The sequence below is a fragment of the Methyloversatilis sp. XJ19-49 genome (assembly GCF_024580145.1).
GTDB lineage: Bacteria > Pseudomonadota > Gammaproteobacteria > Burkholderiales > Rhodocyclaceae > Methyloversatilis.
The window spans coordinates 122571-138376 of the sequence record NZ_JANINI010000005.1 but is presented as its reverse complement, the minus strand read 5'-3'; the positions used below and the strand labels follow the sequence as shown (position 1 = coordinate 138376).

Annotated in this window: 11 protein-coding genes; 5 read left to right on the top strand and 6 right to left on the bottom strand. The window is 66.5% G+C overall.

Annotated elements, in window-relative coordinates; translation table 11 throughout:
• Positions 1–197 precede the first annotated feature (197 nt).
• Complete coding sequence (gene katG, locus NMQ16_RS07970; protein WP_257079997.1) at positions 198–2369, bottom strand: catalase/peroxidase HPI; 2172 nt, start codon at positions 2367–2369, stop codon at positions 198–200.
• Positions 2370–2915: 546 nt separating this feature from the next.
• Complete coding sequence (locus tag NMQ16_RS07965; protein ID WP_257079996.1) at positions 2916–3251, bottom strand: HNH endonuclease; 336 nt, start codon at positions 3249–3251, stop codon at positions 2916–2918.
• Between the two features lie 263 nt (positions 3252–3514).
• On the opposite strand from NMQ16_RS07965, the gene NMQ16_RS07960 reads away from it, so the two are divergent.
• Positions 3515–4132 (top strand): PEP-CTERM sorting domain-containing protein, encoded by a 618-nt coding sequence (locus NMQ16_RS07960; protein WP_373566769.1) that lies wholly within the window; start codon positions 3515–3517, stop codon positions 4130–4132.
• A gap of 169 nt (positions 4133–4301) precedes the next feature.
• Here NMQ16_RS07960 and NMQ16_RS07955 read toward each other — a convergent pair whose 3' ends face one another.
• The 4 genes from NMQ16_RS07955 to NMQ16_RS07940 all read right to left on the bottom strand — a co-directional run bounded on the left by NMQ16_RS07955 (position 4302) and on the right by NMQ16_RS07940 (position 8317).
• On the bottom strand, positions 4302–5495 hold the full coding sequence (locus NMQ16_RS07955) for a DNA polymerase IV (RefSeq protein ID WP_257079995.1): 1194 nt from the start codon (positions 5493–5495) through the stop codon (positions 4302–4304).
• Between the two features lie 10 nt (positions 5496–5505).
• Entirely contained in the window at positions 5506–6645 is a 1140-nt protein-coding gene (locus NMQ16_RS07950) for a rhomboid family intramembrane serine protease (RefSeq protein WP_257079994.1), read from the bottom strand.
• Positions 6646–6821: 176 nt separating this feature from the next.
• Positions 6822–7448: an LON peptidase substrate-binding domain-containing protein gene (locus tag NMQ16_RS07945; protein WP_257079993.1), complete on the bottom strand. Its 627-nt coding sequence runs from the start codon at positions 7446–7448 to the stop codon at positions 6822–6824.
• Entirely contained in the window at positions 7445–8317 is an 873-nt protein-coding gene (locus NMQ16_RS07940; protein ID WP_257079992.1) for a DUF6279 family lipoprotein, read from the bottom strand. Before NMQ16_RS07940 ends, NMQ16_RS07945 begins: the two co-directional genes overlap by 4 nt.
• Positions 8318–8502: 185 nt before the next feature.
• On the opposite strand from NMQ16_RS07940, the gene NMQ16_RS07935 reads away from it, so the two are divergent.
• From NMQ16_RS07935 to NMQ16_RS07920, 4 genes are all read left to right on the top strand, one after another.
• Entirely contained in the window at positions 8503–10683 is a 2181-nt protein-coding gene (locus NMQ16_RS07935) for an ABC transporter substrate-binding protein (protein WP_373566768.1), read from the top strand.
• Between the two features lie 463 nt (positions 10684–11146).
• Positions 11147–12124: an ABC transporter permease gene (locus tag NMQ16_RS07930; RefSeq protein WP_257079991.1), complete on the top strand. Its 978-nt coding sequence runs from the start codon at positions 11147–11149 to the stop codon at positions 12122–12124.
• A 48-nt stretch (positions 12125–12172) separates the two neighbouring features.
• Positions 12173–13621, top strand: a complete 1449-nt coding sequence (locus NMQ16_RS07925; protein WP_257079990.1) for an ABC transporter permease — start codon at positions 12173–12175, stop codon at positions 13619–13621.
• Positions 13618–15642, top strand: coding sequence for an ABC transporter ATP-binding protein (locus NMQ16_RS07920; RefSeq protein WP_306441737.1), 2025 nt, complete (start codon positions 13618–13620; stop codon positions 15640–15642). Before NMQ16_RS07925 ends, NMQ16_RS07920 begins: the two co-directional genes overlap by 4 nt.
• Positions 15643–15806: the final 164 nt, after the last annotated feature.

The following is a 15806-nucleotide window of genomic DNA, read 5'->3' as shown; positions in this document are numbered from 1 at the left end:
CGCGTACGCACTCTGCACAACGATGGTCGTGACATGGTCGCGGCGAGGCCGCCGCTCCCACAGGGGCCGGTGCAGATCGCCGCGGGTCGCCACTCCCACAGGGAAGGCGCCGATCCGATCACAGGGCCTGGCCCGTGACCGGAGCGGGCGCCACGTCCGCGCGAACCCTTGCGGTTGCGCGGTCGCGGCGGCCGGCCTCAGGCCAGATCGAAGCGGTCGGCGTTCATCACCTTGGTCCAGGCGGCGACGAAGTCGTGCACGAACTTTTCCTTGCTGTCGTCCTGCGCATAGACCTCTGCGCAGGCGCGCAGGATGGAGTTGGAGCCGAACACCAGGTCAACCCGGGTGGCGGTCCATTTCACCTGGCCGGACTTGCGGTCACGGATTTCGTACAGGTTGCTGCCGGCCGGCTTCCACATGTACGCCATGTCGGTGAGATTGACGAAGAAGTCGTTCGTCAGCGCGCCGACACGGTCGGTGAATACGCCGTCCATGGTGCCGCCGTGGTTGGTGCCGAGCACCCGCATGCCGCCGACCAGCACGGTCATTTCCGGCGCGGTGAGGCCCATGAGCTGGGCGCGGTCGAGCAGCAGCTCCTCCGGCGTGACGACATAGTCGCGCTTCTGCCAGTTGCGGAAGCCATCGGCCACCGGTTCGAGCACTTCGAAGGATTCGACGTCGGTCTGCGTCTGGGTCGCATCGCCGCGACCCGGCGCGAACGGCACCGGGATGCCGAATCCGGCCGCCTTGATGGCCTGTTCGATGCCGATATTGCCGGCCAGCACGATCACGTCGGCCAGACTGGCGCCGGCGGCCGACGCGATGGGTTCGAGCACGCCGAGCACGCGGGCGAGGCGGGCCGGCTCATTGCCGTCCCAGTCCTTCTGCGGCGCGAGGCGGATGCGCGCGCCATTGGCGCCGCCGCGCAGGTCCGAGCCGCGGAAGGTGCGCGCGCTGTCCCACGCGGTGGCCACCATGTCGCCGACCGACAGGCCGCTGGCGGCAATCTCCGCCTTGACCGTGGCGACGTCGTAGCCGGTGTTGCCGGCGGGTACCGGGTCTTGCCAGATCAGATCTTCCTGCGGCACTTCCGGGCCGATGTAGCGAGCCTTCGCGCCCATGTCGCGGTGGGTGAGCTTGAACCAGGCGCGCGCAAATACCTCCGAGAAGTAGGCCGGGTCGGCATGGAAGCGCTCGGAAATCTTCCGGTAGGCCGGGTCCATCTTCATCGCCATGTCGGCGTCGGTCATGATGGGGTTGTGGCGGATGGCTGGGTCTTCCGAGTCGACCGGCTTGTCCTCTTCGCGGATGTTTACCGGTTCCCACTGCCAGGCGCCGGCCGGGCTCCGCCGGAGTTCCCAGTCATAGCCGAGCAGCAGCTTGAAATAGCCGTTGTCCCACTTCGTCGGATGCGTGGTCCATGCGCCTTCCAGACCACTGGTGACCGCGTTGCTGCCGACGCCGCGAGTGCTGTGGTTCATCCAGCCGAAGCCCTGTTCCTCGATCGGCGCGCCTTCCGGTGCGGGGCCGAGCAGTGAAGCATCGCCATTGCCGTGGCACTTGCCGACGGTGTGGCCGCCGGCGGTCAGCGCGCAGGTTTCCTCGTCGTCCATCGCCATGCGGGCGAAGGTGACGCGCACGTCGTGCGCGGTCTTCAATGGGTCGGGTTGACCGTCGACCCCTTCAGGATTCACGTAGATCAGCCCCATCATCACGGCGGCAAGCGGGTTGTCGAGGTCGCGCTGGCCGGAGTAGCGGCTGTTCGGGTTGTCGGACTTCGCCAGCCATTCCTTTTCCGAACCCCAGTAGATGTCCTTTTCCGGGTGCCAGATGTCTGCGCGGCCGAAGCCGAAGCCGAAAGTCTTCAGGCCCATCGATTCGTAGGCCACCGTTCCGGCGTACAGGATGAGGTCGGCCCACGACAGCTTGCTGCCGTACTTCTTCTTGATCGGCCACAGCAGGCGTCGTGCCTTGTCGAGGTTACCGTTGTCGGGCCAGGAGTTGAGCGGGGCGAAGCGCTGGTTGCCGGTGCCACCGCCGCCGCGGCCATCGGCGATGCGATACGTACCCGCTGCGTGCCACGCCATGCGGATCATCAGGCCGCCGTAGTGGCCCCAGTCGGCCGGCCACCAGTCCTGGCTGTCGGTCATCAGCGCGGTGACGTCCTTCTTGAGCGCCGCGAAGTCGAGCTTCTTCACCTCTTCCCGATAGCTGAACGATTCGCCCATCGGATTCGTCTTGCGGTCGTGCTGGTGCAGGATGTCGAGGTTCAAGGCCTTGGGCCACCACTCCATCACGGATAAGTCGGCCGATGTGGCGCCGCCGTGCATGACCGGGCATTTGCCGGCGGACTCGTCTCGTGCATTCATCGTGCTCTCCTTTGGTAGTGACCCCGGTGCGTTCGCTCCGGCTGAGGTCATGCAAAAAGCCCGAATCGACGTGTCGGGCGATTCTTGAAATGGATGAGTGGAAACAGATCAACCACTGCACCTGAAAGCTCGGCACGGCCTGCCCCGGTCGGTTGCCTTCCGCACGGTTCAATCCGTTCCCGCTTGACGACGATGCACGGTCACTCGAGTTTCGTAGATGCCCCGTGGGTGACCGTCGTTATTTTCTTTAGAACGGCATCAATGATCAATGCGAGGTGCCGGGCGCCTATCCCGTCAATCAGATTTCATGGGTGATGCGCTTCAGTCAGGCCCCGGGTTTGCGAAACTGCGCCAACCGGTGCAACAGGAACTGCGGTCGGCGAGGGCCCGACGCCGCCGGTGTATCCGCTTGACGGTCCGGACCTTCGGCCTGCGATGTATATCGGAAGGTCTGGTTGCGCGTGCTGGCGCCCTCGGTCGTGTCGCGCCCGTCCGGAGGTCACCCTTGAGTCAGGCGTCGATCACCGGCCGCGAATCACCGCTTGATCACGCGCGTCGCGGCCGCCGGTGTCGGTCATCGAATTCCGGCGGTCGGCGGCGTATCCAGCGGATGAAGGCGGCGATGTCGGGGTGTTCGCGCAATCGTTCCGGCGTGGCGAAATCTCGCGCCAGTTCGTCTTCGCCCAGTACGGTATGCAGCTTGCGGTGGCAGATCCGATGCATCAGAACCGTGATGCGCCCGCCCTTCGACTTCGGCACCAGATGGTGCTGATCCACCACGGATCCGGCGCGCATCGGTCGCCCGCACAGCGGGCAGGGCGCGTCTTCGCGCAGGCGCATACGGCCGCCGTCCAGGGGGGTCGAGTCCGGGTTACGTGACATGGCGACCCAGTGACCGGGCGTGACCCCACGCAGTTCCGGGCGCTCGGCGCACCTGCGTGACGATTGGGTGATGTTCGCGTGACACGGGGAACTTCATAGCGCACGAATATTCTATCCGCTGCTTCGTCCGTGGACGGAGCCGTGCGCGTGATGCAACGCATCCGGTCCGCGCGCGCAGGGAGGATAGACGCGAGAGCGACACCACATCGACACGAGGCCGGCCCACCGGCCCACGACCACTCTATCCATTCAGGAGCGTACCCATGATGATCAGGAAGATTGCAGCCACTGCAGCACTCGCGGCCGTGGCCGCTTCCCCGATGACGGTCAGCGCGGCATTTCCGGTCGAACCCATCGGACCTACGGTAACCGTGTTTACCGCCACCCCCACGCTGGTCGGTGCCGGTGTGTCGGTGAGTGCTCTCGGCCTGGCTTCGCTGACAAGCGATGCGTCGGGCAATCTGGTCGGTCTGTTTCCGATCACCGGGGGGCTGCTCGATCCCGATCTTTCGAACGCTACCGTGGAGCATGTCGGCAGCGGCTTGCGCCTCTCGCGCGACGGCATCGATGTCGATCTGCAGAACTTCCTGATCGACACCACGCTTGCGGTCGATACGATTTTCGGCAGCGTTACATCCGGTCAAACCTTCATTCCGTTCGCACCGCTTTTCTCGTTGTCGGGCATGAAACTGGTGGTGACCGACCCGGGTGGCGATGCGTTGGCCGCTTTTCTCGGCATCCCCGATTTGGGCGGTGCCGAGGTCGGTTTCGCACTGACCAGCCCGGTCGCCGCTGTGCCCGAGCCTGAAACCTACGCGCTGCTGCTGGCCGGCCTGGGCCTGATCACGCTGGCTGCGCGCCGGCGTACGCAGAAAGGTTGATCGCGCGCGCGGACGGCGAGCAGTGAAGTTCCTGTGGGAGCGGCGGCCCCGCCGCGATCAGTGCCGCGGTGGTCGTTGTGCAACGTGCGTATCGCGGCGAGGCCGCCGCTCCCACAGGCCGCTGCTCCCTCAGGAACACGACGCCGGTTCGTTTTCCCTCGGAATGCGTTCAGAAGGGCAGCGCGAGCTGCCCTTCTTCCGTGCCGGGGGCGGCACCCGTTGCCGGGAGTGCGTCGGCCCGCATCAGGTGGCCGGCACGCACGCCGAGCAGGCGGAAGCGCCGGTCGAGTGGCATGCGCTTGACGCACAGCGTTGCGTGATGACGGATCGCAGGCGCATCGCATATGTATACAGGCAGCGTGATTTCACGCGTCAGGATGCTGAAGTCATCGAGCCGCAGCTTTGCTCCGATGGACTTTGCAACATAGCCCTTTCTCTGCAGGTCTTCCGCCAGGCGCTCGCACAGACGGGTGAAGATCTCGCCGAGTTCGGTACGGTCATGGCGCGCATGCAGGTCGCGTTCGAAAGTGGTTTCGCGGCTGAGTGACTTCGCTTCGCGCTCGGTCACCAGCGGCCGGTCATCGCGACCGTGCGCAGCGGCGGTCAGCCAGCGGCCATAGCTCTGGCCGAACTGTTCGATCAGCCCGTGCGGTTCGGCCGCTGCAAGTTCGCCGATGCTGCGGATGCCGAGCGCTTCGAGCTTCGCACTGGCTTTCGGACCGATGCCGTTGATGCGTCTGGCCGGCAGCGGCCAGATGATCGATGGCACATCGGCTTCGGTCAGCAGCGTGATGCCATGCGGCTTGTGCAGATCGGACGCCAGCTTGGACAGCAGCTTGTTCGGCGTGATGCCGATCGAGCAGCTGAGGCCGGTTGCCGCGTGCACGGCCTGCTGGATGCGTAGCGCGATGGCGCGCACGCCGCCGTGCGGGTCGTCGCCGACGGCATCCTGCGCGCCCGGCAGGTCGGTCAGGTCCATGTAGATTTCGTCGATGCCGCGGTCCTCGATCAACCGCGCGTGTTCGGCCACGGCGGCCTTGAACAGCCGCGAGTTGAGTCGGTAGGCGTCGAAATCGACCGGCAACAATACGGTGTCGGGCGCCAGTGCGGCGGCTTTCATCAGGCCGATGCCGGAATGCACGCCGAAGGCGCGCGCTTCGTAGGTGGCCGTGGTGGCGACGCCGCGGCCCGCATAGTCGCGCAGCCGGGCAAAGCGGCGCGTGCCGTCGGGCAGCAGTTCGGGCTGATGGCGGGCACCACCGCCCACCACCATCGGCAGGCCGCGCAGCTCGGGGTAGCGCAGCAGTTCGACCGAGGCGAAGAAGGCGTCCATGTCGAGATGGGCGATCCAGCGGCGGGTCATGGCGGCAGGATCAATTCGGTTTGCTGCTTCGCGGCGCGACCTGCGGTGGCGGCTGGCTGGCCTGCTCCAGCGCCTCGCGCACGCGCTCGATGTCGTGCGCGCGCAGGCCGTCGACCAGCGCGCGCGAGGCGTCGAGCCGACGTTCGGCGTAGCGACGCAGGCTTTCGAGCGTCGGTGCCGATGGTGCTTCCGGACTGAGGCGCAGGTCGGTCAATTCGTCAAAGCGCTGCTGGTAGGCGTCGGCCACTTCGGATTCGATGCGCCCGGCAAGTTCGTCGAACGACGCGCCGGACGACTGCGCATCGCCGAGCAGCTGCGTCCAGCGATCGGCGATACGCTTGTCCTCGCCGATGAATTCGCGGATTTCGCCGCGTGCCATCACCTCTTCGCTCCAGCGATAGCGTGGCGACGGGATGCCGATGATCATCAGCACCAGCGCGGTGACCAGCGTGAAGCCGGCCAGCCATTGCCCGGCCGAGGCGGTATGTGTGCGATAGCGGCCAAGCAGCGGCTTTGCGCTGTCGCCCAGCGGTTGCGCCAGTGCCGCACCGGCCAGCAGGCCTGCGATGAAGCCGCCGATGTGCGCACCGTTGTCGATGCCGGGGATCTGGAAGCCGAGGAAGATGGTGATGGCCGCGAACAGGCTGGCACCCCAGAAAAGACGGGTGAATTCGCGTCGGTCCAGCGTATCGCGCTGCTGCCACAGAAAGCTCAGCAACGCGCCATAAACACCGAAGATGGCGCCCGATGCGCCACCCGATACCGCGCGGTCGCCTTGCGAAATCAGTGACAGCAGATTGCCGGCCAGACCGCTCAGAAGATAGATCGCGATGAAGCGCGCCGGGCCGAACATGCGTTCGACCAGTCGTCCGCCGTCCCACAGCGACAGCATGTTCATGCCCAGATGGAACAGCCCGAAGTGCAGGAACAGCGCGCTGCCCAGCCGCCACCATTCGCCGTCCTTGGTCGCCGGACCGAAATTGGCGCCCCAGGCGAACTGCACGTCGCTCGACGAATGCCACAGGCCGGCGCCATACAGCAGCATCAACGCGAACACGCCGACATTGAGCGCGATCAGCGTGAGTGTCACCGGAATGCGCCGGCGGCGCCGGATCAGCTGGTCGAGCAGGGGCAGGGGGGCGGGTGTCACGTGAGGCAGTGCGTCATGCGGGAGTGGCTCGAGCGTAGCACTGCAGTCCGGCGGCAATGATCACCATCGTGTATCCGTTTGCGACGCGTCCGGGCGGAAGTCGCTGTGGTACTCGGCAGTGATATCGACCAGAGCGCGTGCGTCGACCACTGATGCCGATTGGCCGGGCTGTCGGGTCAGCGACCGAATTCGGTCATGTCCAGCAGGTCGCTGATCAACTCCAGACGGAGCAGCGGATCGGTCATTTCCATCATGCGCTGGCGGTCCTCGGCCGGTACCGGCAGCAGTTCGCACCAACGGTTGGCTACCCAGCCAGCGGCGTCGAAGCGACGGGGTTCGAGGATGGGCGACACCTCGGCCGATTCGAACACTTCGAGCATGCGCACCAGATTGGCCGCGACATAGGCCAGGTCCGAAGGCACCTTGACATGCGGGTCGTCCGGCAGCACTTCGATGTCTGCCATCCACAGACCGTGCGGGGTCTGCTCGCTGGCCGTCACCTTGAAGCGCGAGGTGCCCCGGGTGACGATTTCGATCAGCCCGGGCTGCGGTGTCTGGTAGTCGATGATTTCCGCCAGTGTGCCGATGGCGTGAAAGCGCTCGCCGGGCGTAGGGCCGGGGCGCTGCACGTCCTGGCCCTGGGTCAGCGAAACCACGCCGAAGGGCTTTCCGCTCTTGTGGCACTGCTTGATCATCGTCAGATAGCGGACCTCGAAGATGCGCAGCGGCAGCATGCCGTCGGGAAACAATATGACGCTCAGCGGAAACAGCGGAATGGCGTCGGGAGAAAGTGAAGTCGTCATGAGCGGGCCTGTAGGCTGGGTTCGCTGCGGCGGCAGGCGATTTGTTCGATATCGGCGACGAGCGACGCGGCTTCGCGCTGCAGGTGCTTGTGCTGAGCCGGAGTGAGCGAGGCCGACAGCGCCGACAGCGCTTCGGCCGCGCGGGCACGATTGGCATCGAAGGCGGCGGAGTAGCCCGGCGTGAAGAGGTTGCCGGGCGACACGAAAAGGGTTTCGAGGTCGCTGATCACGGCGTCGCGTTCGGCATTGCGGCGCGCCAGCACGTCGGCCAGTGCCGTTTGCCAGCGACGGCGGCTTTCCATGCCGTCCTCGCCGTTGCTGCGCACGTCGCGCGCCCAGTCGTCGATCAGCGCCAGCTGCGACGGCGTGAGTTTGCCGAGCCATGCCTCGCTGCGTTTTTTCATGCGCTTGGCGCGCTCGCGCACCAATTCGTCGCGCGGTGGCTCGACCCAATCTTCAACATAGTCACGGTTGCTCTTTTTCATCCGCTTGTTGAATGTCTCGATCTGCGCCGGTGTGGCGCCCACCATCAGCGGCCCGACTTCACGTGCCGCGCGGCGGGCGATGTCGTGACCGAATACCAGTGCCTGGTCGATGTGCGAATTCGCGCGCTCCACGCTCAGGCCGGCGCGCAGGTCGGCATCGACCGTGCGCAGCCATGCCGAGTATGCAGGAAGCTGGGTCGCGCAGTGCCAGTCGACGAGCCGCGTGACCGCCGGCTCGACCACTGCACGCTGCGCCGAATACATCGGCAGGTAGTCATCGAGTCGCCACGCGATCAGGCGGTCGAGCTGGTTGTAACCCATCTGCACGAAGCTGCAGCCGGCGAGCGCGAGCGCGACGGCGAACGCGGGAAGCAGCGCTTTCATGGAGCGGACACGGGAACGGACCAGGTTCATCGGCGGGCGGGAAGGTGACACATCATCTGCATCCTAGACCGAACGCCGCGGTATCGGTTCGCCGAGTGGGCCGACGGTACGCCAACCAAATCTCGCCGGAAACCTTTTTCCGCCTGCCCGCTCACAGATCGGAGCTCGCCGCCTACAATCCTCCCATGATCCGACTGCGACCGCTGCACCGCTCCTTGTGCCGACTGCTGGCCGCGTCCCTGGCTCCGATGCTGCTCAGTGGCTGCGGCGAAGTCTGGAACAACCCTTATCCGGCGGCGGAAAGTGGTCGCAACATTCTGTACACGGCGTTCACCGACCGACCCAAGCACCTCGATCCGGTGCAGTCGTACAGCGAAAACGAAATCACCTTCACGGCGCAGATCTACGAGGCGCCGCTGCAGTATCACTACCTCAAACGACCGTTCGAACTGACCACCGCCACGGCCCAGGCGATGCCTCAGCCGCGCTTCTACGACCGCGACGGCCGCGAGCTGTCCGCCGATGCGACGGCTGCCGACATCGCCGAGTCGGTGTACGACATCCGCATCAAGCCGGGCATCCGCTACCAGCCGCATCCGGCTTTGGCGCGCGACGAAGCCGGCAAGTACATCTACCACTCGGGTGGCCCGGGCGCGCGGCTGACCCTGTACGAGTTCGAGCAGACCGGCTCGCGCGAGCTCGAAGCTGCCGACTACGTCTACCAGATCAAGCGGCTGGCGCACCCGGGTCTGCATTCGCCGATCTTCGGCCTGATGAGCGACTACATCGTCGGCCTCAAGGAATTCGGCGACACGCTGAAGGATGCCGCGAAGACATTGCCGCCCGGCGCCTGGCTGGACCTGCGCCAGCACGCGCTGCCGGGCGTCGAGGTGATCGACCGCCACACCTACCGCATCCGGCTGAAGGGCAAGTACCCGCAGTTCCTGTACTGGCTCGCCATGCCCTTCTTCGCGCCAGTGCCGTGGGAGGCCGACCTGTTCCACGCCCAGCCCGGCATGGCGGAGCGCAACCTCACGCTCGACTGGTACCCGATCGGCACCGGCCCCTACATGCTCAGCGAAAACAATCCGAACGCGCGCATGGTGCTGACGCGCAACCCGAACTTCCGCGAAGAAACCTATCCGTGCGAGGGTGAGGAGGGCGACCGCGAAGCCGGCCTGCTGGCCGACTGCGGCAAGCGCCTGCCGCTGGTCGAACAGATCGTGTTCACGCGCGAGAAGGAACAGATCCCCTACTGGAACAAATTCCTGCAGGGCTACTACGACGCGTCCGGCATCAGTTCCGACTCATTCGACCAGGCGGTGCAGTTCGGCCAGACCGGCGAAGTCAGCCTGAGCGACGGCATGCAGGCTCAGGGCATCCGGCTGCAGACCTCGGTATCGACGTCCACGATGTACATGGGCTTCAACATGCTCGACCCGGTGGTCGGCGGGATGGCGGAACGCGGCCGCAAGCTGCGTCAGGCCATCGGCATCGCGCTCGACCAGGAGGAGTTCATTTCCATTTTCCAGAACGGCCGCGGTCTGCCGGCACAGTCGCCGCTGCCGCCCGGCATTTTCGGCTATCGGGGCGGCCGCGAAGGCAGCAACCCCAGTATGTACGATTGGGTGAATGATCAGCCGCAACGCAAGTCCGTTGACGAAGCGAAGCGGCTGCTGGCCGAAGCGGGCTGGCCTAACGGTCGCGACGCGAAAACCGGCGAGGCGCTGGTGGTCAATCTCGACACCACGGGCACCGGTCTCGGCAGCAAGGCGCGCATCGACTGGCTCACCAAGCAGTTCGATCAGCTCGGCGTGCAACTGGTGGTGCGCAGCACCGACTACAACCGCTTCCAGGAAAAGGTGCGCAAGGGCGCCGCGCAGCTTTTCTTCTGGGGCTGGAACGCCGACTACCCGGACCCGGAAAATTTTCTGTTCCTGCTCTACGGCCCGCAGTCCAAGGTGAAGGTGCAGGGCGAGAATGCGGCAAATTACGAGAACGCCGAATTCGACCGCCTGTTCGAGAAGATGAAGGCGATGGACAACAGCCCGGAGCGGCAGGTCATCCTCGACCGCATGCTGGCCATCCTGCAGCACGACGCGCCCTGGGTGTGGGGCTTCCACCCGAAGAGCTACGGCCTGGAACACAGTTGGGTGTTCAACCGCAAACCATCGACCGTGGCCAACAACACGATGAAATACACCCGCATCGACCCGGAGCTGCGCGAAGCAAAGCGCGCCGAATGGAACCGTCCGGCGCGCTGGCCGCTGGTCGCCGGCGCCCTGCTGCTGCTCGCACTGGTGTGGCCCGCCTGGCGTCACTGGAAGCGCTCGGAACAGGCGCGCGCTGTGGGGGCGTCGGCATGAACTTCCTGGCCCCTGTGGGAGCGGCGATCCACTGCAGGCTATGCGGGCGGCGAGCGGCACTTGCCGAAACCCCCGCTCCGTTCCACGGCTGGCCCTGCATGGCCAGCCGGCTCCGCGGGCGGCGAGGCGTGCTCGCCGAAACCCCCGCTCCGCCCTCGCCGCGATCGGCACCGGCCCTGTGGGAGCGGCGGCCTGTGGGAGCGGCACTGTGGGAGCGGCGGCCTCGCCGCGATCGTGCAGCGATGGTCGCATTGCAAAGTGCGTATCGCGGCGAGGCCGCCGCTCCCACAGGCCGCCGCTCCCACAGAGACAGCTCCCACAGAGACAGCTCCCACAGAGACAGCTCCCACAGAGACAGCTCCCACAGAGACAGCTCCCACAGAGACAGCTCCCACCATCACCGGTCCCTCAGGCACGTCGCTGATCAGGCGCGCTCCCGGCGCGCGTTCGAAGGCGCCGCACGATGATCGCCTACATCATCCGCCGGCTGCTCTATGCCATTCCCATCCTGATCGGGGTGAACCTGATCACCTTCCTGCTGTTCTTCGTCGTCAATTCGCCGGACGACATCGCGCGCATGCAGCTGGGCGCGAAGCGGGTGACGCCGGAGGCGATCGAAAAGTGGAAGGCCGAGCGCGGCTATGACAAGCCGCTGGTGTGGAATGCCGCCGCGTCGGGTGTGGCGAAGGCGACCGACACCATCCTGTTCGACAAGTCGATACGCATGTTCGCGCTGGACTTCGGTCGCGCCGACGACGGCCGCGACATCGCGCTGGAAATCCGGAGCCGCATGGGGCCCAGCCTCGCCATCGCGATTCCGACCTTCATCCTCGGGCTGTTCGTCACCGTCAGTTTCGCGCTGCTCCTGGTGTTCTTCCGCAACACCGCGCTGGATGTCGGCGGCGTCGTGCTGTGCGTGGCGGCGATGTCCATTTCCGGGCTGTTCTACATCATCGGCGGACAGTATCTGGTCAGCAAGGTGTGGAATCTGGTGCCCATTTCCGGCTACAGCGGCGGGCTCGACGCCGGCAAGTTCCTCATCCTGCCGGTGCTGATCAGCGTGGTCGGCGGCATCGGCGCGTCGGCACGCTGGTACCGCACGCTGTTCCTCGAAGAGATCAACAAGGACTACGTGCGCACGGCGCGCGCCAAGGGTCTGTCGGAACTGCGCGTGCTGTTCCGGCATGTGCTGAAGAACGCGATGATCCCCATTCTGACCGGCGTGGTGGTGGTCATTCCGCTGCTGTTCATGGGGTCGCTGCTGCTGGAAAGCTTCTTCGGCATCCCGGGCCTGGGCAGCTACACCATCGATGCCATCGGCTCGCAGGATTTTGCCGTGGTGCGCTCCATGGTGTTCATCGGCTCGGTGCTCTACATCGTCGGTCTGCTGCTGACCGACATTTCCTACACGCTGGTCGATCCGCGGGTGAGGCTGAACTGATGTCCCATTGTTCACTGCATTCGTTGCCCGCTGCGAGGCACGGCTGACATGGATTTCAAACCGCTCCTTCTGTGGTCCGACATCCTGCTGTGGGCGATGGTCGCCGGCTGCATCGCGCTCGCCGTCTACTGTCGTCGGCAGGATTACCTGCGCCGCGCCTGGCGGCGGGTGGGTGAGTCGGGCGTGGCGATGGCGTCGGCGACGATACTGGCGGCCTTCATCAGCGTCGGGCTGCTCGATTCTCTGCATTTCCAGCCACGGCTGCCGGCGCAGGAAGGCAGCAGCGAAGTGCAGTACGCGCCCGAGGTGCTGTCGGTGCTCGACGCGCTGGTGGCCGACCTGCGGCTGAACAAGGAAAAGACCTACTCCGCGCCGCTGGCCACGCACGCCTTCGCGAAGGAAACGATGGAGCGCGACGGCGTGCAGACGCGCGACTACCCGCGACTGAAGTGGGGTGGCGCGCACCTTGAAGATGTGGCCGGACGCGACAGCGATCTCGCGCGCCGCGCAGCAGGCGGTGCGTTCTACGGCCTGCTGCTGTGGGCGGTGGTGGTCGGTGTGGCGGTCGGATGGATGGCGCTCGCGCGCGGTGCCCCCTACGGCGCCACCTGTCGCACCGTGTGGCGGCCGGACACCGCGGCGACCCGGCCGATCGCCTGGCGCGCAGTGTTCGTGACGCTCGCCGTGCTGTGCGTGATCGGCGGCGTCACCGCAGCCTGGTCCGCGGGTTACCACGTGTTCGGTACCGACAAGGTCGGGCAGGACGTGCTCTATCTGTCACTCAAGTCGGTGCGCACCGCGCTGCTGATCGGCACGCTGACCACACTGGTGACGCTGCCGCTGGCGGTCGCGCTCGGCCTGATCGCGGGTTTCCGCGGCGGCTGGTGGGACGACGCGATCCAGTACCTCTACACCGTGCTGAACTCCATTCCGGGCGTGCTGCTGATTGCCGCCATGGTGCTGATGATGCAGGTCATCATCGACACCCACCCCGAATGGTTCGAAACCGCCGCCGAACGCGCCGACGCCCGGCTGCTGGCGCTGTGCTTCATCCTCGGCCTCACCTCATGGACCGGCCTGTGCCGGCTGCTGCGCGCCGAGACGCTGAAGCTGCGCGAACTCGATTACGTGCAGGCGGCACGCGCCTTCGGCGTCGGCGACGCGCGCATCATGGCGCGCCACATCCTGCCGAACCTGATGCACATCGTGCTGATCGCGCTGGTGATGGATTTCTCCGGCCTGGTGCTGTCCGAAGCCGTGCTGTCCTACATCGGCATCGGCGTCGACAGTTCGATGAACAGTTTCGGCACGATGATCAATGCCGCGCGTCTCGAGCTGTCGCGCGAGCCGGTCGTGTGGTGGTCGCTGGCCGCCGCCTTCGTGTTGATGCTGGCGCTGGTGCTGGCGGCCAACCTGTTCGCCGACGCGGTGCGCGACGCCTTCGATCCGCGCTTCCAGTGGCGCGCGCGGCGCATCCTGAAGAAGGTGGCAGCATGAGCGGACCCGACGTGAGACACGCCGTCGAGCCGCTGCTCGACGTGCGCGGCCTGGTTGCCGAACTGGATACGCCGGCCGGCATCGCGCGCGCGGTCGATGGCCTCGACTTCGAGGTGCGTGCCGGCGAAACCATGGCGCTGCTCGGCGAGTCCGGCTGCGGCAAGTCGATGACGGCCGGTGCGCTGATGCGCCTGCTGCCCGACGTCGGCTACATCGCCGGCGGTTCGGTGAAGCTGGCCGGGCGCGAACTGACCACGCTGACCGAAGCGCAGATGCGCGAAAGCCGCGGCAGCGACATGGCGATGATCTTCCAGGAGCCGGCGACCAGCCTTAACCCGGTGCTTACCGTGCTGCAGCAGATCGGCGAGGTGCTGGCTACCCATCGCGGCCTGCGCGGCGCACCGGCGCGCGCCCGGGCGCTCGAGCTGCTGAACGCGGTCGGCATTCCCGACGCGGCGCGGCGGCTCGACGAATACCCGTTCCAGTTTTCCGGCGGCATGAAGCAGCGCGTGATGATCGCCATGGCGCTGGCCGGCGAGCCGCGCCTGTTGATTGCCGACGAGCCGACCACCGCGCTCGACGTGACCATACAGGCGCAGGTGCTCGACCTGCTGGCGCGGCTGCAGCGCGAGCGCGGCATGGCGGTGCTGCTGATCACGCACGACCTCGGCGTGGTGGCGCGCATGGCGCACCAGATCGGTGTCATGTACGCCGGCCAGCTGATCGAGCAGGCGCCGCGTGCCGCCTTCTTCATGCGGCCGGCGCATCCGTATTCGAAGCTGCTGTTCGATGCGCTGCCGGATGCCGCGCGCCACGGCCGCGGTGAGCTGGCGACCATCCCCGGTTCGGTGCCGCCGCTGACCACCGCCTTCTCCGGCTGCCGCTTCGCCGACCGCTGTCCGCAGGCCTGGTCGCGCTGCCATGACGAAGCGCCGGCCTGGCATGAGGCGGGCGAGGCGCAGCGTGTGCGCTGCCATCTGTACGACCCGGCGGAGACGGCGCGCGCTGCGCCGCTGGCGACGGCGGTGACGCTGGTCGCGGCCGATGGCGGCATCGAGGCAGCGCAGGCGCCCTTGCTGTCGGTACGCGATCTGAAAGTGCATTTCCCGATCCGTCGCGGTGTGCTGCAGCGGGTGGTCGGTCATGTGCGGGCGGTCGATGGCGTGTCGCTCGACATCCGCCCGGGTCGCACGCTGGCGCTGGTCGGTGAATCAGGGTGCGGCAAGACCACGGTGGGCAAGGCCATCCTGCGCCTGATCGAACCGACCGGCGGCACCGTGAGCCTGGATGACCAGGATGTCGGTAGTCTTTCGAAGAGCGCGCTGCGCAGCCTGCGCGCGCGCATGCAGATGGTGTTCCAGGACCCGTACGGCTCGCTGAACCCGCGCATGCGGGTCGGCGAAATCATCGGCGAGGGCATGGGCGCGCTGCAGCAGGGCGGCGACGGCGTGGCGGTGGCGCGCCTGCTCGAACAGGTCGGCCTGCGTGCCGACATGGCCGATCGCTATCCGCATGAGTTTTCCGGCGGCCAGCGTCAGCGCATCGCCATCGCGCGCTCGCTGGCGGTGCAGCCCGCGCTGATCGTGTGCGACGAACCCACTTCCGCGCTCGACGTGTCGGTGCAGGCGCAGATCCTGAACCTGCTGGGTCGGCTGCAGCGCGACATGGGGCTGGCCTACCTGTTCATCACGCACAACATTGCGGTGGTCGAACACCTCGCGCACGATGTGGCGGTGATGTACCTCGGGCGCATCGTCGAGATCGGCAGCGTTGACCAGGTGCTCGGCGCGCCGCGTCATCCCTACACGAAGGCGCTGCTGTCGGCCGTGCCGCGTGCCGACCTCGACGCCGCTGCCGTGCCGCAGAAGCTCACCGGCGACCTGCCGTCGCCGGCCGATCCGCCCTCAGGCTGCCATTTCCACCCGCGCTGCCCGCGCGCACAGGCGCGCTGCGGCACGGATGCGCCGGTGCTCGAAGGTCATGATGGTCGCCAGGCTGTGGCGTGCTGGTTCGCGGACTGAACGCGCTGCGGCGAACCGCGGGGTTTTTGTGGGAGCGGCGGCCTGTGGGAGCGCCCCCTGTGGGAGCGGCGGCCTCGCCGCGATTGTGCCGCGACCATCGTTGTGCAGAGTGCGTATCGCGGCGAGGCCGCCGCTCCCACAGGGCAGCCACCACAGGGCAGCCA